This is a genomic window from Pseudomonas sp. HN8-3 (assembly GCF_020790195.1).
Taxonomy (GTDB): domain Bacteria; phylum Pseudomonadota; class Gammaproteobacteria; order Pseudomonadales; family Pseudomonadaceae; genus Aquipseudomonas; species Aquipseudomonas synxantha_A.
On the sequence record NZ_CP086206.1, the window covers coordinates 2,369,516 to 2,389,326 of the forward strand.

Annotated in this window: 16 protein-coding genes; 13 read left to right on the forward strand and 3 right to left on the reverse strand. The window is 61.4% G+C overall.

Annotated elements, in window-relative coordinates; genetic code table 11:
- Nucleotides 1–5 precede the first annotated feature (5 nt).
- Entirely contained in the window at nt 6–305 is a 300-nt protein-coding gene (locus tag LJX92_RS10595) for an ArsR/SmtB family transcription factor (protein WP_050549300.1), read from the reverse strand.
- Nucleotides 306–396: 91 nt separating this feature from the next.
- Between LJX92_RS10595 and LJX92_RS10600 the strand changes: the two genes are divergently transcribed.
- From LJX92_RS10600 to LJX92_RS10610, 3 genes are all read left to right on the forward strand, one after another.
- Nucleotides 397–1,488 (forward strand): NADH:flavin oxidoreductase/NADH oxidase, encoded by a 1,092-nt coding sequence (locus LJX92_RS10600; RefSeq protein ID WP_032876480.1) that lies wholly within the window; start codon nt 397–399, stop codon nt 1,486–1,488.
- A gap of 204 nt (nt 1,489–1,692) precedes the next feature.
- Nucleotides 1,693–3,828: a TonB-dependent siderophore receptor gene (locus tag LJX92_RS10605; protein WP_228309730.1), complete on the forward strand. Its 2,136-nt coding sequence runs from the start codon at nt 1,693–1,695 to the stop codon at nt 3,826–3,828.
- 240 nt (nt 3,829–4,068) lie between these two features.
- Complete coding sequence (locus tag LJX92_RS10610) at nt 4,069–4,668, forward strand: hypothetical protein (protein WP_078821049.1); 600 nt, start codon at nt 4,069–4,071, stop codon at nt 4,666–4,668.
- 16 nt (nt 4,669–4,684) lie between these two features.
- Here the strand turns inward: LJX92_RS10610 and LJX92_RS10615 are convergent, their stop codons facing one another.
- Together LJX92_RS10615 and LJX92_RS10620 are read right to left on the reverse strand one after the other, a co-directional pair.
- Nucleotides 4,685–5,407: a FadR/GntR family transcriptional regulator gene (locus LJX92_RS10615; protein WP_005787481.1), complete on the reverse strand. Its 723-nt coding sequence runs from the start codon at nt 5,405–5,407 to the stop codon at nt 4,685–4,687.
- A 48-nt stretch (nt 5,408–5,455) separates the two neighbouring features.
- The gene (locus LJX92_RS10620) at nt 5,456–7,192 is read right to left on the reverse strand and encodes an IlvD/Edd family dehydratase (protein ID WP_005787482.1); all 1,737 of its coding nucleotides are present in this window, start codon (nt 7,190–7,192) and stop codon (nt 5,456–5,458) included.
- Nucleotides 7,193–7,383: 191 nt separating this feature from the next.
- Between LJX92_RS10620 and LJX92_RS10625 the strand changes: the two genes are divergently transcribed.
- The 10 genes from LJX92_RS10625 to LJX92_RS10670 all read left to right on the forward strand — a co-directional run bounded on the left by LJX92_RS10625 (nt 7,384) and on the right by LJX92_RS10670 (nt 19,811).
- Nucleotides 7,384–8,706 (forward strand): MFS transporter, encoded by a 1,323-nt coding sequence (locus LJX92_RS10625; RefSeq protein ID WP_078821050.1) that lies wholly within the window; start codon nt 7,384–7,386, stop codon nt 8,704–8,706.
- A gap of 16 nt (nt 8,707–8,722) precedes the next feature.
- On the forward strand, nt 8,723–9,715 hold the full coding sequence (gene araD1, locus LJX92_RS10630) for an AraD1 family protein (RefSeq protein ID WP_228309731.1): 993 nt from the start codon (nt 8,723–8,725) through the stop codon (nt 9,713–9,715).
- 10 nt (nt 9,716–9,725) lie between these two features.
- Nucleotides 9,726–11,306 (forward strand): aldehyde dehydrogenase (NADP(+)), encoded by a 1,581-nt coding sequence (locus LJX92_RS10635; protein ID WP_228309732.1) that lies wholly within the window; start codon nt 9,726–9,728, stop codon nt 11,304–11,306.
- A 16-nt stretch (nt 11,307–11,322) separates the two neighbouring features.
- Nucleotides 11,323–12,186 carry an SMP-30/gluconolactonase/LRE family protein gene (locus LJX92_RS10640; protein ID WP_228309733.1) on the forward strand — a complete coding sequence of 288 codons (864 nt, stop codon included), beginning with the start codon at nt 11,323–11,325 and terminating at the stop codon, nt 12,184–12,186.
- A gap of 37 nt (nt 12,187–12,223) precedes the next feature.
- Nucleotides 12,224–13,210: a substrate-binding domain-containing protein gene (locus tag LJX92_RS10645; protein WP_108240717.1), complete on the forward strand. Its 987-nt coding sequence runs from the start codon at nt 12,224–12,226 to the stop codon at nt 13,208–13,210.
- Nucleotides 13,207–14,709, forward strand: a complete 1,503-nt coding sequence (gene araG / locus LJX92_RS10650; protein WP_228309734.1) for an L-arabinose ABC transporter ATP-binding protein AraG — start codon at nt 13,207–13,209, stop codon at nt 14,707–14,709. Before LJX92_RS10645 ends, araG begins: the two co-directional genes overlap by 4 nt.
- Nucleotides 14,710–14,718: 9 nt before the next feature.
- Nucleotides 14,719–15,687: an L-arabinose ABC transporter permease AraH gene (araH, locus tag LJX92_RS10655; protein ID WP_005787495.1), complete on the forward strand. Its 969-nt coding sequence runs from the start codon at nt 14,719–14,721 to the stop codon at nt 15,685–15,687.
- Between the two features lie 674 nt (nt 15,688–16,361).
- Nucleotides 16,362–17,282, forward strand: coding sequence for a substrate-binding domain-containing protein (locus LJX92_RS10660; protein ID WP_032876455.1), 921 nt, complete (start codon nt 16,362–16,364; stop codon nt 17,280–17,282).
- 62 nt (nt 17,283–17,344) lie between these two features.
- Nucleotides 17,345–18,853 (forward strand): sugar ABC transporter ATP-binding protein, encoded by a 1,509-nt coding sequence (locus LJX92_RS10665; RefSeq protein ID WP_103735357.1) that lies wholly within the window; start codon nt 17,345–17,347, stop codon nt 18,851–18,853.
- Nucleotides 18,819–19,811 (forward strand): ABC transporter permease, encoded by a 993-nt coding sequence (locus LJX92_RS10670; RefSeq protein ID WP_078821149.1) that lies wholly within the window; start codon nt 18,819–18,821, stop codon nt 19,809–19,811. Before LJX92_RS10665 ends, LJX92_RS10670 begins: the two co-directional genes overlap by 35 nt.

Below are 19,811 nucleotides of genomic sequence, written 5' to 3' on the forward strand. Positions count from 1 at the left end.
GCCCGCTAGGATTGCGCAAGAACACTCGCCAGCAACCCGGGAAAGCGGCTCTCAAGCTCTTCACGGCGCAACGAATTCATATGGGTGGTGCCCACATTGCGCGTGTGTACCAGGCCCGCATCACGTAACACCCTGAAGTGGTGGGACATGCTGGACTTGGGCCGCCCGCCATCCAGTTCACCACAGCTGGCTTCGGCCACGCCGGCCAGGCAGCGCACGATGTCCAGGCGCACGGGGTCGCTGAGGGCGTACAGCACGCGCTCAAGCGTCAATTCTTGCAGGGTAGGGTGTTTGAAGGCTCGCATGGGGCGGATCATAACAGGGGGGTAGCGTTCAATACCATAGTTCGATTACCATCGAACTATCGAATCACACACGCTTCTCTCGGAGTATCTGATGTCCGCATTGTTCGAACCGTTCAAACTCAAAGACGTTACCTTGCGCAATCGCATTGCCATCCCGCCGATGTGCCAATACATGGCCGACGACGGCATGGTCAACGACTGGCACCATGTGCACCTGGCCGGCATGGCCCGGGGCGGTGCCGGCCTGCTGGTAGTCGAGGCCACAGCAGTCGCACCGGAGGGGCGTATCACCCCAGGCTGCGCCGGTATCTGGAGCGATGCCCATGCCCAGGCGTTCGTGCCGATGGTCAAGGCCATCAAGGCCGCAGGTTCGGTACCGGGCATCCAGATCGCCCACGCGGGCCGCAAAGCCAGCGCCAACCGCCCATGGGAGGGCGATGACCACATCCCGGCTTCCGATGCCCGCAGCTGGGAAACCATCGCGCCGTCGGCCATTGCATTCGGCGCCAATTTGCCCAACGTGCCGCGTGCCATGACCCTGGAAGACATCGCCCGCGTCCAGCAAGACTTCGTCGATGCCGCCCGTCGCGCCCGCGATGCCGGTTTTGAATGGATCGAACTGCACTTCGCCCACGGTTACCTGGGCCAAAGCTTTTTCTCCGAGCACTCCAACCAGCGCACCGATGCCTACGGCGGCAGCTTCGATAACCGCAGCCGTTTTCTCCTGGAAACCCTGGCCGCCGTACGCGAAGTCTGGCCGGAAAACCTGCCACTGACCGCACGCTTTGGCGTGATCGAATATGACGGCCGCGACGAGCAGACGCTTACCGAATCCATCGAGTTGGCGCGCCGCTTCAAGGCCGGTGGCCTGGATCTGTTGAGCGTCAGTGTCGGTTTCACGATTCCTGACACCAACATCCCGTGGGGTCCGGCGTTCATGGGGCCAATTGCTGAACGTGTACGTCGTGAAGCCGGTATCCCGGTGACATCGGCGTGGGGCTTTGGTACTCCGCAACTGGCCGAAGGCGCGCTGCAGGCCGGTCATCTGGACTTGGTTTCGGTAGGGCGTGCGCATTTGGCCGATCCGCACTGGGCGTACTTTGCCGCCAAGGAGTTGGGCGTGGACAAGTCCTCCTGGACCTTGCCGGCGCCTTACGCACATTGGTTGGAACGCTACCGTTGAGGCCAGCCAGCCGGTGATATGAGCCACTCGATTGAGTGGCTTTTTTTCGCCCGTGGTTTTTGCAGTACCCGCTCGATACAACGCCGATACTGGAAAAATAACAAATGAGAATTGATATCAAACGAGAATATGCTGAGATATGATGCGCGGCGAATTATTGGCAGGTTTGCCGCCCCATCTGGCTCATTCACTAGGTTTACATCCATGCGTCGTACCCTGATTTCAATCTGTGTGCTCCAGGCGTTTTCCCCTTTGACCTGGGCAGAGGATGCCCCTGCTGAAAAAGCCAGTATCGAGCTGCAAGCCACCAATGTGACTGCTACTGCAGATTTCGAATCGGCGCAGGGCCCGGTTCAGGGCTACCACGCCACCCGTTCAGCCAGTGCGACACGCACCGACACCTCGATTCATGAAACCCCACAGTCCATCAGCGTTGTCTCCAAAGACGTGGTCGAGGATATCGGCGCAACCCGCCTGCAAGATGCCCTCGACTACGCCGGCGGCGTCGGCCGCGCCAACAACTTTGGCGGCCAGGGCCTGACCACCTTCACCGTACGTGGCTTCACCACCGGTGAGTTCTACCGCAATGGGTTCCCGATCAACCGGGGCTACCCGAACATGCCGGATGCCAACACCATCGAACGCCTTGAGGTGTTGCGCGGCCCCGCAACCATGCTCTACGGCCGTGGCGACCCCGGTGGTACGTTCAACGTGGTGTCCAAGCAACCCTTGGCCGAACGCACCGTCACCCTGGGCAGCCAGGTGAATGACCAGGGCATGAAGCGCGGCACCCTGGATGCCTCCGGCCCTCTGGACGAAGAGGGCCGTCTGGCGTATCGCCTCAACGTGGTGGGCGAGGGTGGCGATACCTTCCGCGATCATGTCGAGACCGAGCGCTACGGCGTGACGCCGGTGATCACCTGGCAGGCCACCGATGCCACCAAGGTGACCTTCGAAGGCGACTTCATGCGCAACAACCACCCGCTGGACCGTGGCCTGACGCGTTTCCCCAACCAGCGCGGCACGCCATCGCGCGATACGTTCTGGGGCGACAAGGATGCCGGCAAGCTGCACAACGACAACAACATGGCCCAGTTGCGTTTCGAGCACGCGCTCAACGACAACTGGACCCTGGGCGGCGGTTTCCAATGGTTGGACGGCAGCTTGAAAGGTAACGCCATTGAAGCCAATGGACCGAGCAGCCTGGGCGCCGATGGCCGTACCCTGCAACGCAACTTCAACTACCGCAAGCTGGAATGGACCGACAAGGATTACCAGCTCAACCTGACGGGCCACTTCTCCACGGGCGGGTTCGAGCACACCTTGCTCACCGGTATCGAGTACGAGGATTACGACTACAAGTCGATCATCCAGCGTTCCAGTGCGGCCCTGGGCACTTACCCGATCGACATCTTCAATCCGGTGTACGGCCAAACGCGCCCGGCGCTGACTCGCACGCCCACCCACGATAAAGAAAACCTCAAGACCTACGCTGCCTTCGTGCAGGACCAGGTGGCACTGACCGAGCGTCTGAAAGTCTTGGCAGGTGCGCGTTTCGAGCGTTTTGAACATGACTACCAAAGTTATGTGGCGGGAGTAAAACCGTGGACCGCCGCCGACAACGCCGTCACGCCGCGTGTGGGCGTGATCTACGACCTCACCGACACCGTCGCGGTCTATGCCGACGCCGCCCGTTCGTTCAAGCCCAACACCGGCGCCAGCCGCGAAGGCGGTGGTTTCGCGCCGGAGAAAGGCAAGTCCTACGAGATGGGCATCAAGTGGGAGGCGCTTGATCGTCAACTGAGCGTCGACGCGGCGGTCTACCAGATCGAAAAGAAAAACGTGCTGGCCACCGACCCTTTGGACAATACCCTGAGTGTCGCGACCGGCCAGGTACGCAGCCGCGGATTTGACCTCAACGTGGCGGGCAACCTCACACCCGAGTGGCGTGTGATCGGCGGCTACGCCTACGTGGACGCCGAAGTCACCCGCGACACCACCCTGCACGCCGGCACCCGCTTGATGAACATCCCGCGCAACAGCTTCAGCCTGCTCAACGTCTACGAGTTCCAGGACGGCGCACTCAAAGGGCTGGGCCTGGGTGCCGGTGGTAAGTACGTCGACCAGCGCGCCGGCCAGACCGCCAATACGGCCTTCTCGATGGACGCCTACACCGTGGTCGACCTGCTGGGTTACTACAAGGTCAACGAGCAGGTGCGCCTGAACCTGGACGTGAAAAACCTGTTCAACCGCGAGTATGAGGAAGGCGCGTTCGGCAATATCTACGCTTACCCAGGCGCACCGCGCACCGTGCAGGTCGGAATCTCCTACACCCTATAAGGCTATACACAGTACTCAATGTGGGAGGGGGCTTGCTCCCGATAGCGGTGAGTCAGTCTCAATGTTTTTGACTGATACACCACTATCGGGAGCAAGCCCCCTCCCACATTTGCAGCTGCGTTACTGTCAGGTTTGACAGTAGACAGTGAAGGGCGATGGAGGGATGTTTGCCGTTAACGTGTCAGCGTAGTGGTCGGCGCTTATTATTTTTCCAAGCCACGCTTAATAGGGATATTAAAAATGGAACAGGAACTCATAAATGAAGTTGAAGAACTGATTAAAAAAACCAACGATGCGGAGCGTCTGTTCACCCGGTACGCCACCAAGTGCTACACGTCAGCCTTGCAAAAATACGCCAAGGAAATCAGCGAGACCTCATACACGTATCTGTTGGCCGAGCTTGCCGAAAGTTCGTTGAGCTCCGAAATCCTCGGCCGGCCAGGTGCCAATATCAGCCTGGTCAGGATCGAGATAGAGGAGGTTATGCTCGAAGCCGACGTGATCAAGAAATTGAAACGGGCCGAAACCCACTATCTGGAAACGTTGGAATCGGTGCGTAAGTTCGAAGACCTTAAACGCTTTGAAAAGATGCAGGACACGTCCGATATCGTGCGCTCGATAAAACTGGGTGTGTCACGTTTCAATATCCTGTTTGTCATCCTGCTGATCGGCGGCTTGACGTGGGCGGCGATCAATCTGCCTAAAGAAGCCCTGGCGCTTATATCTGCCGCTATCGGCGGGGCTATCACCCACTTGTTGTCCGAGCGCCAGGCGGTGCTGGCGCTGAAAAAAGAGGGCGATAACACCTGCCCCAGAGCCAACAATAACAATCAGGAGTGAGTGCGACGGGGTGGGGTTACAACGGCGTCAATACATTCATCACCGTATCCAGCGCCACCCGCGTGTCATCCAGTTGTACCAGCGAGGCATGCCTTGCGCCCAGCGCATCGCGGTTCTGGATCGCGGTGAGGATTGCCTTGTGCCGGGGCAGGCTCAGGCCCTGGATATCCGGGCGGCGGTTGGTGATATTGATCGACTCGCGCAGCGGCAACGAGAGCATGTTGCACATATAGGCGAGCAGGTCGTTGCGGGTGGCGTCGGCAATCGCGCGGTGGAAGTCCAGGTCGGCCTGCAACAGATCCTCATGGGTCTTGGCGGTTTCCATGCCCTGGTAGGCTTGTTCGATGATGGCGATGTCTTCATCGGTGGCGGTGGTCGCGGCCATGGCAGCGATTTCCGGTTCGAGGATGCGGCGCACCCCGGCCAGCGTATTGAAGAACTCACTGTGGGGCGTGGACTGCATCAACCAGGACAGCACATCCGGGTCGAGCAGGTGCCATTTCAAGCGTGGCCGTACCACCGCACCCACCCGTGGCTTGGAATACACCAGGCCCTTGGCGCTGAGCACCCGCGTCGCCTCGCGCAACACTGAACGGCTGACCTGGTATTCCTCGCACAGCGTGGCTTCCATGGGCAACCGTTCTTCGGGCTTGAAGCGACCGGAAACGATGTGCATGCCCAGGTCCTGAACGATCTGGGCATGCTGGCTCTTGCGCGGCTTGGGCGGCTGGTGATCCATAACGACGGGCAGGCTCTGGCTTGAATTCGCCGCATCATAGCATCCCAATTAGTGGGAATGCCGTGGGACTTCCGCTCCGCGGCAGCCCACCAGGAAGTCAAAGTCGCAGCCCTGGTCGGCTTGCAGCACATGGTCGATGTACAGTTGGCGATAGCCACCGACGATCAGCTTTTGCGGTGGCGCCAGATCAGCCATGCGCGCCGCCAGCTCGGCGTCGGGGATGTCCAGGTGCAGGCGGCCATTGGCGCAGTCGAGTTCAATCCAGTCACCTTCCTTCACGGCCGCCAATGGCCCGCCGGCAGCGGCTTCCGGTGCCACGTGCAAGACCACCGTGCCGTAGGCGGTGCCGCTCATGCGCGCATCGGAAATGCGCACCATGTCAGTCACGCCCTGGGCCAGCAGTTTGGCCGGCAGTCCCATGTTGCCGACCTCGGCCATGCCTGGGTAACCCTTGGGGCCGCAGTTCTTCATGACCAGGATCGAGTTGGCGTCCACGTCCAGCTCCGGATCGTTGATGCGCGCCTTGTACATGTCGAAGTTTTCGAACACCACCGCACGGCCACGGTGTTGCATCAGTTCGGCGCTGGCGGCAGACGGCTTGAGCACCGCACCCAACGGCGCCAGATTGCCGCGCAGCACGCAGATGCCGCCGTCGGCGCGAATTGGGTTGTCGAGGGTGCGGATCACTTCGTCCTGGCCGTAGATCGGCGAGTCCTTGGTGTTCTCGCCCAGGGACTTGCCGTTGACGGTCAAGGCGTTCGGGTGGGGGATCAGGTTGGCCTCACCCAGGCGACGCAACACGGCAGGCAGGCCGCCAGCGTAGTAGAACTCTTCCATCAGGAAGCGCCCTGAGGGTTGCAGGTCGACGATGGTCGGCATGCCGCGCCCGATGCGGGTCCAGTCATCGAGGTCCAGCTCCACGCCGATGCGCCCGGCGATGGCTTTAAGGTGAATCACCGCGTTGGTCGAACCGCCGATGGCCGCGTTCACGCGAATCGCGTTTTCAAACGCTTCTTTGGTGAGGATCTTCGACAGCTTCAAGTCTTCGCGCACCATCTCGACCGCACGCATACCGGACATGTGCGCCAGCACATAACGCCGCGCATCCACCGCTGGGATCGCCGCGTTGTGGGGCAGGGACGTGCCCAGTGCCTCGGCCATGCACGCCATGGTCGAGGCGGTGCCCATGGTGTTGCAGGTGCCTGCCGAGCGCGACATGCCGCCTTCGGCCGCGAGGAAGTCATCCAGGGTGATGGTGCCAGCCTTGACCTGTTCGCTGAGCTGCCACACCACCGTGCCCGAGCCGATGTCCTGGCCCTTGTGTTTACCATTGAGCATCGGCCCGCCGGTGACCACGATAGCCGGCACGTCGCAACTGGCGGCGCCCATCAGCAGCGCCGGGGTGGTTTTGTCGCAGCCGGTCAGCAGCACCACACCGTCAATCGGGTTACCGCGAATCGCTTCTTCCACATCCATGCTTGCCAGGTTGCGGGTCAGCATCGCGGTAGGGCGCAGGTTGGATTCGCCGTTGGAGAACACCGGGAACTCCACCGGGAAGCCACCGGCCTCGATCACGCCGCGCTTGACGTGCTCGGCGATCTGGCGGAAATGCGCGTTGCACGGGGTCAGCTCCGACCAGGTGTTACAGATGCCGATGATCGGCTTGCCATGGAACTGGTGGTCGGCAATGCCCTGGTTCTTCATCCAGCTGCGGTACATGAAGCCGTTTTTGTCGGCGGTACCAAACCACTGGGCGGAGCGTAGGCCGGGCTTTTTGTCAGGCATGATCGATTCTCTTATTGTATGACTATATGTTCTATGCGTGCTTAAACATAAGCGCAAAATCGCTGCTTTGGAAGTGTTGTTTTGTAAATAGTCCTACTATATAGTCTTTCTCAACTGAGGTATGACCCTGGCGGATTTCGCGAGAGGCGTCCCCCGAGCTTCTATAAAAACAACAATCGGAGATCGACCCCATGAGCCAGGAATTGCGGCTTATTCGGCGCATCACGCTGAAACTGATTCCCTTCCTGATCCTGCTGTACCTGATCGCCTACGTGGACCGTTCCGCCGTAGGGTTCGCCAAGCTGCACATGGGCGCCGACGTTGGTATCGGTGATGCTGCCTATGGCCTGGGCGCCGGGCTGTTCTTCATCGGCTACTTCCTGTTCGAGATCCCCAGCAACCTGATGCTCGACCGCTTCGGCGCGCGGCGCTGGTTTGCGCGCATCATGATTACCTGGGGCGCCATCACCATCGGCATGGCCTTTGTGCAGGGGCCGCACAGTTTCTATGTGATGCGCTTTCTGCTGGGCGCGGCGGAAGCCGGGTTCTTCCCCGGCGTGCTGTACTACATCACCCAGTGGTTCCCGGTGCGCCATCGCGGCAAGATCCTTGGGCTGTTCATTCTCTCCCAACCCATTGCAATGATGATCACCGGGCCCGTGTCCGGTGGTTTGCTCGGCATGGACGGCATTCTTGGCCTGCACGGTTGGCAGTGGCTGTTTATCGTGATCGGCACCCCGGCGATCCTGCTGACCTGGCCGGTGCTGCGCTACCTGCCGGACGGTCCCAGGCAGGTCAGCTGGATGAGCGAGCAAGAGAAAACCTGGCTTACCGGCGAGCTGGAAAAAGACCTGCAAGCCTACGGCCAGACCCGTCACGGCAACCCGCTGCATGCGCTCAAAGACAAACGCGTGCTGTTGCTGGCGCTGTTCTACCTGCCGGTGACCCTGAGCATCTACGGCCTGGGCCTGTGGTTGCCGACCCTGATCAAGCAGTTCGGTGGCAGTGACCTCACCACCGGCTTCATCTCGGCCGTGCCGTATATCTTCGGCATCATCGGCCTGCTGATCATCCCGCGCAGTTCCGATCGATTGAACGACCGCTATGGCCATCTCGCCGTGCTCTATGTGCTCGGCGCCATTGGCCTGTTCTGCAGTGCCTGGCTGAGTGTGCCGGTGCTGCAGATGGCCGCGCTGTGCCTGGCAGCTTTCGCGATGTTTTCCTGCACGGCGGTGTTCTGGACTTTGCCGGGACGTTTTTTTGCCGGTGCCAGCGCGGCGGCCGGCATCGCCTTGATCAACTCGGTGGGCAACCTTGGCGGCTATATCGGCCCGTTCGTGATCGGGGCGCTCAAGGAGTACACCGGCAACCTCGCCTCGGGCCTGTATTTCCTATCCGGCGTGATGCTGTTCGGGTTGCTGCTGACCCTCGTGGTCTACCGCTTGCTGGAGCGCAAGCACGTACTGCCCGTCGATCAATTTGCCGCCAGCGCCCGTGGCGCCACACGTACTTAAATCCAGGAGAACCTGCATGCGTTTAGTTCAGTTCGAGTTGAGCAACGGTGAGCGCCGCGTCGGCGTGGTGGAAGGCAACACCCTGCGGGAAGTGCAGGGCGCATACAGCGTGCGCGAATTGGCCCTGGCCGCCATCGAAGCCGGGGTCAAATTGCAGCAACAGGTACAGAGCCTGGGCCTGGGCGCCAGTCATGACTACGCGGCGCTGCTGGCCGAACTTAAAATCCTGCCACCGCTGGACCACCCGGACCCGGCCCATATGCTGATCAGCGGCACCGGTCTGACCCACCTGGGCAGTGCCTCGGCCCGCGACAAGATGCACCAGCAGGCCGGTGATGACAGCGCGATGACCGACACCATGCGCATCTTCAAATGGGGCGTGGAGGGCGGCAAACCCGCTGCCGGCCAGGCCGGTGTGCAGCCGGAGTGGTTCTACAAGGGCGACGGCAGCATTGTCGTGCGTCCAGGCGCCGCCTTCCCGGTGCCGCCGTTTGCCGAAGACGCCGGCGAAGAGCCGGAAATCGGCGGCCTGTATGTGATCGGTCACGACCGCAAGCCTTATCGCCTGGGCTTCGCGGTGGGCAACGAGTTCTCCGACCATGTGATGGAACGCAAGAACTACCTGTACCTGGCCCATTCCAAACTGCGCAGTTGCAGCTATGGCCCGGAGCTGCGCGTGGGCGAGTTGCCCGCGCATCTGGCCGGTACCAGCCGCATCCTGCGTAACGGCGAGGTGATCTGGCAAAGCGAATTTCTCAGCGGCGAAGCCAACATGTGCCACAGCCTGGAAAATCTTGAATACCACCACTTCAAATACAGTCAGTTTCTCAAACCGGGCGATGTGCATATTCACTTCTTCGGCACCGCTACCCTGTCATTCGCCGACGGTATACGTACTCAACCGGGCGATGTGTTCCAGATCAGCCAGGCTGAGTTCGGCGCGCCATTGATCAACGGCATCGGCACGGTCGACGCGGTATTCGAACCCGGCCACGTCATCACCCTTTAAGGAGACCTACATGACCCAGTTCCTCGGCCACAACTACATCGGCGGCCAGCGCAGCGCCAACGGCAGCGTCAAGCTGCAGAGTATCGATGCCACCACCGGCGAAGCCTTGCCCCAGGATTTCTACCAGGCCACCCCGCAAGAGGTGGATGCCGCCGCCAAAGCCGCAGCGGCCGCTTACCCGGCCTACCGCGCCTTGAGCGCCGCACGGCGTGCGCGGTTTCTGGACGCGGTGGCCGATGAGCTGGACGCGCTGGGCGATGATTTCGTCGAGTTGGTCTGCCGCGAAACTGCGTTGCCTGCTGCCCGTATCAAAGGCGAGCGCGGGCGTACCAGTGGCCAGATGCGCTTGTTCGCCACCGTGCTGCGCCGTGGTGATTTCTACGGGGCGCGTATCGACAAAGCCCTGCCGGACCGCCAGCCGTTGCCGCGTCCGGACCTGCGCCAATACCGTATCGGCCTGGGCCCGGTGGCAGTGTTCGGTGCCAGCAACTTCCCCCTGGCGTTTTCTACCGCCGGTGGCGACACCGCCGCTGCGCTGGCCGCCGGTTGCCCGGTGGTGTTCAAGGCGCACAGCGGGCACATGGCGACCGCCGAGCGCGTGGCCGATGCGATCATTCGCGCCGCCGAGGCCAGCGAGATGCCGGCGGGCGTGTTCAACATGATCTTCGGCGGCGGTGTCGGTGAAGCGCTGGTCAAGCACCCGGCAATCCAGGCGGTGGGCTTTACCGGTTCGCTCAAGGGTGGTCGTGCCCTGTGCGATATGGCGGCCGCACGCCCGCAACCGATCCCGGTATTTGCCGAAATGTCGAGCATCAACCCGGTCATCGTGCTGCCCCAGGCCCTGCAAACGCGTGCCGAGAGCGTCGCCCGCGACCTGACTGCCTCGGTGGTACAAGGCTGCGGCCAGTTCTGCACCAACCCCGGACTGGTGATTGGCATCGCTTCGCCTGCGTTCACCGCGTTCACGCAACAGGTCGCGCAATTGATCGGTGAGCAACCGGCGCAAACCATGCTCAACACCGGCACCCTGGACAGCTACGGCAAGGGCCTGGAAAAACTCCTGTCTCACCCGGGCATCCAGCATCTGGCAGGCAGCGCGCAAGCGGGCAACCAGGCTCAACCGCAACTGTTCAAGGCGGATGTACGCTTGCTGATCGACGGCGACGAAGTGCTGCAGGAAGAAGTGTTCGGCCCCACCACGGTGTTTGTCGAGGTCGTCGACCAGGCTCAACTCAGCGCCGCCCTGCATGGGCTGCACGGCCAGTTGACCGCCACGATCATCGGCGAACCGGCTGACCTGCAACAGTTCGCCGAGTTGACGCCGCTGCTGGAGCAGAAGGTCGGGCGCATCCTGCTCAACGGTTACCCCACGGGGGTGGAAGTCTGCGATTCGATGGTGCACGGCGGGCCGTATCCGGCGACCTCCGACGCCCGCGGCACCTCGGTCGGCACCCTGGCCATCGACCGTTTCCTGCGGCCCGTGTGCTTCCAGAATTACCCTGATAGCCTGCTGCCCGACGCGTTGAAAAACGCCAACCCGTTGCGTATCCAGCGCTTGGTGGATGGCGCACCGTCTCGAGAATCGCTGTAAGTCATCAGGAGGCTTCATGTCGTTGAGCGCAGTCACCCCACACCGTGCCCGGTTGGGCGAAGGGCCGTTCTGGGATGTTCGATCCCAGGCGCTTTACTGGGTGGATATCGCCGCCAAACAGGCACTGCGCTGGATGGACGGGCAGTTGCAGGTGTGGCAGTTGCCCGAGCATGTCTCGGCGTTCATTCCGTGTGAAAGCGGCGATGCGCTGGTGACCTTGAGCAGCGGTGTGTATCGCCTCGACCTGGCTACCCAGGCGCTGACCCTGCTGTGCGTGGCCGACCCGCAACCGGGCAACCGTGGCAACGAAGCGCGCTGCGATGCCCAGGGCCGGCTGTGGCTGGGCACCATGCAGAACAATATCGGTGAGCAGGGCGAAGACCTGCCCATCACCCGGCGCTCCGGTGGCCTGTTCCGTGTCGATGCCGATGCGCGGGTCACGCCGTTGCTGACCGGGCTGGGCATTCCCAACACGTTGCTTTGGAACGAGGAGGGTAGCCAGGTGCATTTCGGCGACAGCATGGACGGCACGCTGTATCAGCATTCGATCCAGTCCGACGGCCAGCTCGACCCCGCCCAGGTATGGTTTGCACCCCATGAGCGCGGTGGGCCGGACGGCTCGGCCATGGACAGCGAGGGCTACATCTGGAACGCCCGTTGGGACGGCAGTTGCCTGCTGCGCCTGACGCCCGCAGGTGAGGTCGATCGCATCATCGAGCTGCCGGTCAGTCGTCCCACCAGTTGCGTGTTCGGTGGGCCCGACCTCACTACCTTGTATATCACCAGTGCCGCGAGTCCCTTGGATCACCCTTTGGACGGTGCGCTGTTGGCCATTGAAGTCGATATCCCTGGCAAGCCTTGCCATCGTTTCGCCGGTTAAACCCAAGACTCAAAAACAACAACAAGAGGTGTCGTTCATGAAAAAGGTTCTACGCGTTCTGGCTGCCGCTGTTGCGTTAAGCAGCCTCAGCAGCATCGTATCCGCTGAAGAAGTGAAGATCGGCTTCCTGGTCAAGCAGGCCGAAGAGCCGTGGTTCCAGACTGAATGGGCTTTCGCCGAAAAAGCCGGCAAGGAGCATGGCTTCACCGTGATCAAGATCGCCGTGCCCGACGGCGAGAAAACCCTCTCGGCCATCGACAGCCTCGCCGCCAACGGTGCCAAGGGCTTTGTGATCTGCCCACCGGACGTGTCCCTGGGCCCGGCCATTGTCGCCAAGGCCAAGGTCAATGGCCTGAAAGTCATGGCCGTGGATGACCGCTTTGTCGATGCCAAGGGCAACTTCATGGAAGACGTGCCGTACCTGGGCATGGCCGCGTTTGAAGTGGGCCAGAAACAAGGAGCCGCCATGGCCGCCGAAGCGAAAAAACGCGGCTGGGACTGGAAGGACACCTATGCGGTGATCAATACCTTCAACGAGCTCGATACCGGTAAAAAGCGCACTGACGGCTCGATCAAATCCCTGGAAGAAGCCGGCATCCCCAAGGATCACATCCTCACCGCTGCCCTCAAGACTCTTGACGTGCCTGGCAGCATGGACGCCACCAACTCGGCCCTGGTCAAGCTGCCCGGCGGCGCTAAAAACCTGATCATCGGCGGCATGAACGACAACACCGTGCTCGGCGGCGTGCGCGCCACTGAAAGCGCCGGCTTCAAGGCCGCCAACGTGATCGGCATCGGCATTAATGGCACCGACGCCATCGGCGAATTGAAGAAAGCCGACAGCGGTTTCTTCGGCTCCATGCTGCCGAGCCCGCACATCGAGGGCTATAACACCGCACTGATGATGTACGAGTGGGTCACCAAAGGCACTGAACCACCGAAGTACACCGCCATGGACGAAGTCACCCTGATCACCCGCGAGAACTTCAAGGAAGAGTTGACCAAAATCGGGTTGTGGAAATGACCGCTGCGGCCCTGCGTTTTGACGCTATCGGCAAAACCTTTCCCGGGGTCAAGGCGCTGGACGGCATCAGCTTCACCGCCCACGCCGGGCAGGTGCATGCCCTGATGGGCGAGAACGGTGCGGGCAAGTCGACGCTGCTGAAAATCCTCGGCGGCGCCTACATTCCCAGCAGCGGCAGCGTGCAGATCGGCGCGCAGGTCATGGCGTTCAAGAGCGCTGCCGACAGCATCGCCAACGGTGTCGCGGTGATCCACCAGGAACTGCACCTGGTGCCGGAAATGAGCGTGGCCGAGAACCTGTTCCTCGGGCACTTGCCGACGCGTTTCGGTGTGGTCAACCGCGGCGTGCTGCGCCAGCAGGCGCTGGCATGTCTCAAGGGCCTGGCCGATGAGATCGACCCCGACGAGAAGCTCGGGCGCCTGTCTTTGGGCCAGCGCCAACTGGTGGAAATCGCCAAGGCGTTGTCCCGCGGTGCCAACGTGATCGCCTTCGATGAGCCCACCAGCAGTTTGTCGGCGCGGGAGATCGACCGGCTGATGGCAATCATTGCGCGCCTGCGCGACGAGGGCAAAGTGGTGCTCTACGTGTCGCACCGCATGGAAGAAGTGTTCCGTATCTGCGACGCGGTGACGGTGTTCAAGGACGGTCGCTACGTGCGCACGTTCGAGGACATGAGCACGCTGACCCACGACCAGTTGGTGACCTGCATGGTCGGTCGCGATATCCAGGACATCTACGACTACCGCCCGCGCGAGCACGGCGAAGTGGCGCTCAAGGTGGACGGCCTGCTCGGCCCGGGCCTGCGCGAGCCGATCAGCTTTGAGGTGCGCAAGGGCGAGGTCCTTGGCTTGTTCGGGCTGGTGGGGGCAGGGCGCACCGAGCTGTTTCGCCTGCTCAGTGGTTTAGAGCGCGCCAGCGCCGGCAGCCTGCAGCTGTGCGGGCAAGCCCTGCAATTGCGCTCACCCCGCGACGCCATCGCCGCCGGTATCTTGCTGTGCCCGGAGGATCGCAAAAAGGAAGGCATCATCCCGCTGGGCAGCGTCGCCGAAAACATCAACATCAGTGCCCGGGATGCGCACTCCACCTTTGGCTGGCTGTTGCGCGAAGGCTGGGAGAAAGCTAACGCCGACCGGCAGATCCAGGCGATGCGGGTCAAAACCCCGAACGCGGCGCAGAAGATCCTGTACCTCTCCGGCGGCAACCAGCAGAAAGCCATTCTCGGCCGCTGGCTGTCGATGCCGATGAAGGTCCTGCTGCTGGACGAGCCCACCCGCGGTATCGACATCGGTGCCAAGTCGGAGATTTACCAGATCATCCATAACCTGGCGGCCAGCGGCATAGCGGTGATCGTGGTGTCCAGCGACCTGATGGAGGTGATGGGCATTTCCGACCGCATCCTGGTGCTGTGCGAAGGCGCCATGCGCGGCGAACAACTGCGCGAGCACGCGACTGAATCCAACCTGCTGCAGCTGGCCTTGCCGCGCGGCCTGGCGAACTGAGAGAAGACCATGACTATTCAAAACAACGCGCTGCCTTCGGCACGCAAACCCCTCGATATGCGCGCATTGCTCGACAACTGGGCGATGCTGTTGGCGGCGGTGGGCATCTTCGTGCTGTGCGCGCTGCTGATCGATAACTTCCTCTCGCCGCTGAATATGCGTGGGCTGGGCTTGGCGATATCCACGGTGGGCATTGCTGCGTGCACCATGCTGTTTTGCCTGGCGTCGGGGCACTTCGACTTGTCGGTGGGCTCGGTGATCGCTTGTGCCGGTGTGGTGGCGGCGATTGTGATGCGCGATACCGACAGCGTGATGCTGGGCATCGGCGCTGCATTGTTGATGGGCCTGATGGTGGGGCTGATCAACGGCATCGTGATCGCCAAGCTGCGCGTCAATGCCTTGATCACCACCCTGGCGACCATGCAGATCGTGCGCGGCCTGGCGTACATCTTCGCCGACGGCAAAGCGGTGGGTGTGTCGCAGGAACAGTTCTTTGTGTTCGGCAACGGCCAGTTGTTCGGTGTGCCGGTGCCGATCCTGATCACCATCGTGTGCTTTCTGTTTTTTGGTTGGCTGCTCAACTACACCACTTACGGGCGCAACACCATGGCCATCGGCGGCAACCCGGAAGCTGCGTTGTTGGCGGGGGTGAACGTTGATCGCACCAAGATATTGATCTTCGCCGTGCACGGCCTGATCGGTGCCCTGGCCGGGGTGATCCTGGCGTCGCGCATGACCTCGGGCCAGCCGATGATCGGCCAGGGCTTCGAGCTGACAGTGATCTCTGCGTGCGTGCTGGGCGGCGTATCGCTGAGCGGCGGCATCGGCATGATTCGCCATGTGATTGCCGGGGTGCTGATCCTGGCGATCATCGAGAACGCGATGAACCTGAAGAACATCGACACGTTTTACCAGTACGTGATTCGCGGCTCGATCCTGCTTTTGGCCGTTGTTATTGACCGTATGAAACAACGTTGATTCAAGCCTTCGGGAGATCAAATATGGAAGGGCGGTGCGACGATTCGACTTGCTCGCGAAGGCGGCCTCAGGGTCGACCAGGATGTTGGATCAGACTGAGTACATATCCGTTATTGGGGTAACGGCCGCTATGGGTTCCGCCCTTACGGCGGCTCACTTTTGAACAGCGCAAAAGTAAGCAAAACGCTCTTGCCCCACCACTCGGCACCTCGCTTAGGCTCGGTGTGCCCGTAATTCGCCAGTGATTTGGGGGGCCGCCGCCACGCGCCATCCATGGCGCGGGGCGGCTAAACCGGCATCCCTGCCGGTTTACCCCCCAAATCCCTGTCGAATTCCGGCCAGCGTGGTTTAACGGGGCGCCTGAGATCAAGATCAAAAGCAGATCAAGATCAAGATCGGCTCGCTTCGCATCGTAGTTACCTTCGGCTGCTACAACCTACAAAATTGTGTAGATACCTGTGCTCCCACATGTTCACCGAGCACGGCCGATCCAGACGGGTGGGTGGGTGCCAAGGCCGTTACGAAATCAAGCTTGCCCTTGCCTGAACAAATCCACTGCCACGCTTCAAGCGACCAACGGGGGCTTGCGTCACCTCTGTTTAATTGTTAGCTTCTGGCAAAATGTTAACGATAACATTTGCTCTAACAATAAAAACAAAACAGAGACTCACGCCATGAAAATGCTCCCAAAAACCCTGTGTTTACTGGCTGTCGGCATCACCTTCGGTACTCAAGCCTTTGCCGCCACACCGCCCGCGCCCATTCGTATCGGCGCCTCCTTCCAGGAAATCAACAACCCCTATTTCGTCACCATGAAAAACGCTCTGGAAGAAGCCGGCGCGACCATCGGTGCCAAGCTGATCATCACCGACGCCCGCCACGACGTGTCCAAGCAGGTCAGTGACGTCGAAGACATGCTGCAAAAAGGCATCGATATCCTGCTGATCAACCCTACCGATTCGGTCGGCGTGCAGTCCGCCGTCAAGTCGGCCCACGCCGCAGGCGTCGTGGTGGTGGCGGTGGATGCCCAGGCGGACGGCCCGCTGGATTCGTTCGTGGGCTCGAAGAACTTCGACGCGGGCTTCCAGGCGTGTGAATACCTGGCGAAGACCATCGGTGGCAAAGGCAATATCGCCATCCTCGACGGCATCGCCGTGGTGCCGATTCTCGAACGTGTGCGCGGTTGCAAAGAGGCGGTGGCCAAGCACCCGGACGTCAAGATCGTCAGCATCCAGAACGGCAAGCAGGAGCGTGACCAGGCGCTGACCGTGACCGAAAACATGCTGCAGGCCCAGCCGACCCTCAAGGGTATTTTCAGCGTGAATGACAACGGCTCCCTCGGTGCGCTCTCGGCCATCGAAGCCAGCGGCATGGACGTGAAACTGGTGAGCGTCGACGGTGCGCCGGAAGCGATCAAGGCGATCCAGAAACCCGGCAGCCATTTCATCGCCACCTCGGCCCAGTACCCCCGCGACCAGATCCGCCTCGCCCTGGGCATTGCCCTGGCCAAAAAGTGGGGCTCTCAAGTCCCGGCCAGCGTGCCGGTGGACATCACCTTGATCGACCAGGCCAAGGCCAGGGACTTCAGCTGGTAAACCCCCAGGCCCCACGCAAACCGTGGGGCCCAGGTCTTCCTTCTGAGCGCGAGGTCGGCGGTATGAGCAGTCTTCTGAAGCTGGAAAACATCTGTAAGCGTTACCCGGGGGTCCAGGCCCTCAAGTCCATCAACCTGCAAGTGGAGCGTGGCGAAATCCATGCCTTGCTGGGGGAAAATGGCGCGGGCAAATCCACCCTGATGAAGATCCTCGGCGGCGTCGAGCATCAGGACGAAGGGCAGATCCTCATCGACGGCCAGGCGCAGCAGTTCGCTACTTACCGCGATGCCATCGCCGCCGGTATCGGCATCGTGTTCCAGGAGTTCAGCCTGATTCCCTACCTCACGGCGGTGGAAAACATCTTCCTCGGCCATGAGTTGAGCAACCGCTTCGGCCTGTTGCGCAAACGTGAGATGGCCGAGGCGGCGCAGGCGTTGTTTCAGCGTTTGGGGGTGAGTATCGACCTGTATTGCGCGGTCAAGCACCTGAGCGTGGCCGAGCAGCAGTTCGTCGAAATCGCCAAGGCCCTGGCCCTGGACGCACGCCTGCTGGTACTCGATGAACCCACCGCGACGCTGACGCCCAGCGAAGCCGAGTTGCTGTTCGAGATCATGCGCGAACTCAAGCGCCAGGGCGTGGCGGTGATTTTTATCTCGCACCACCTGGAAGAGATTTTCCAGGTCTGTGACCGCATCAGCGTGCTGCGCGACGGCGGCAATGTGGGCGTCACCGACGTGGCCGACAGCGATATCGACCGCCTGGTGGAGATGATGGTGGGGCGCCGCCTGGAGTGCAGTTTCCCGCCCAAGCCCACTTGCGAGCGCGGCCCGCTGTTGCTGGAGGTCAAAGACATCCAGCTGGTGCGCAATGGCCCACACAACAGCTTCCAACTGCACAAGGGCGAAATCCTGGGCTTTGCCGGACTGGTCGGCTCGGGCCGTACCGAATTGGCCCTGGGCATGATGGGGGCGCTGCCGTCGGTGAGCAAAGAGGTGTGGCTGCGCGGCGAAAAAATCAGCCTTGACGACCCAGCCCAAGCCTTGGCGCACGGCATCGGCCTGCTGCCGGAAAGTCGCAAGAGCGAAGGGCTGATCACCGATTTCAGCATTCGCGAAAACATCTCCCTGAACAACCTGCCCAAATATCAGAACGCCTCGGGCCTGATCGACAAGGCCAAGGAGTGCGCCAGCGTCGAAGCGCTGATGCGCCAGCTGTCGATCAAGGCGCCCAGCGGCGAAAGTCGCGTGCTTAACCTCAGCGGCGGCAATCAGCAAAAAGTCGTGATCGCGCGCTGGATCAACCACCACTGCGAGGTGCTGGTGTTCGACGAGCCCACCCGCGGCATCGACGTCGGCGCCAAGGCGCAGATCTACGCGCTGATGCGCAGCCTCACCGAACAAGGCTACGCAATCATTATGATTTCCTCCGAATTGCCCGAAGTCATCGGCATGTGCGACCGCGTCGCCGTGTTCCACAAGGGCGCGATCGTCAAGGTCCTGGAAGCGTCCGCCGTCAATCCTCAAGAGGTCATGCGCCATGCAACAGGGGGCTCAAGTGAATACGTCCATTAACACCGCAAACACCGGCCGCTTGCGCCTGAATGTGGCACGGCTGCTGCGCTCACCGGCGTTCTATCCCTTCGTCGGGCTGGTGGTGGTGACCCTGGTGATGATCCTTGCCAGCGACACCTTCCTCACCGCCAGCAACCTTTCCAATATCGCTCGCCAGGTATCGATCAACGCGATCATCGCGGTGGGCATGACCTGCGTGATTCTTACCGGTGGCATCGACTTGTCGGTGGGGCCGGTGATGGCGTTATCCGGCACGCTCACGGCCGGTTTGATGGTGGCCGGCGTGCCGCCCGGCCTGGCGATTGGCGCCGGGTTGCTGGTAGGCGTGGCGTTCGGCATCGGCAACGGGCTGTTCGTGGCTTACCTGCACATGCCACCGATCATCGTCACGCTGGCGACCATGGGCATCGCCCGTGGGTTCGGGCTGATGTACACCGACGGCTACCCGATTTCCGGGCTGCCGGAGTGGTTCGCCTTTTTCGGGCGCGGCAGCGTGTTCGGTATGCAGGTGCCGATCCTGATCATGTTGCTCACTTACCTGGCCGCCTATGTGTTGCTGCAACACACGCGTATAGGCCGCTACATCTACGCCATCGGCGGCAATGAAGAAGCGGTGCGTTTGTCCGGGGTGCGTGCGGCGCGCTTCAAGCTGCTGGTGTACGGCATCAGTGGCCTGACCGCGGCGATAGCCGGGCTGGTGCTCACCTCGCGGCTGATGAGCGGCCAGCCCAATGCCGGTGTGTCGTTCGAGCTTGATGCGATTGCCGCCGTGGTACTCGGCGGTGCATCGATCGCCGGCGGGCGCGGGGTGATCGTCGGCACCTTGCTCGGCGCCATGCTGCTGGGCGTGTTGAACAACGGCTTGAACATGCTTGGCGTATCGCCTTACGTACAGAGCGTGATCAAGGGCGGGATCATTTTGCTGGCGATCTTTATCAGCCGTCAGCGCCATCGATAA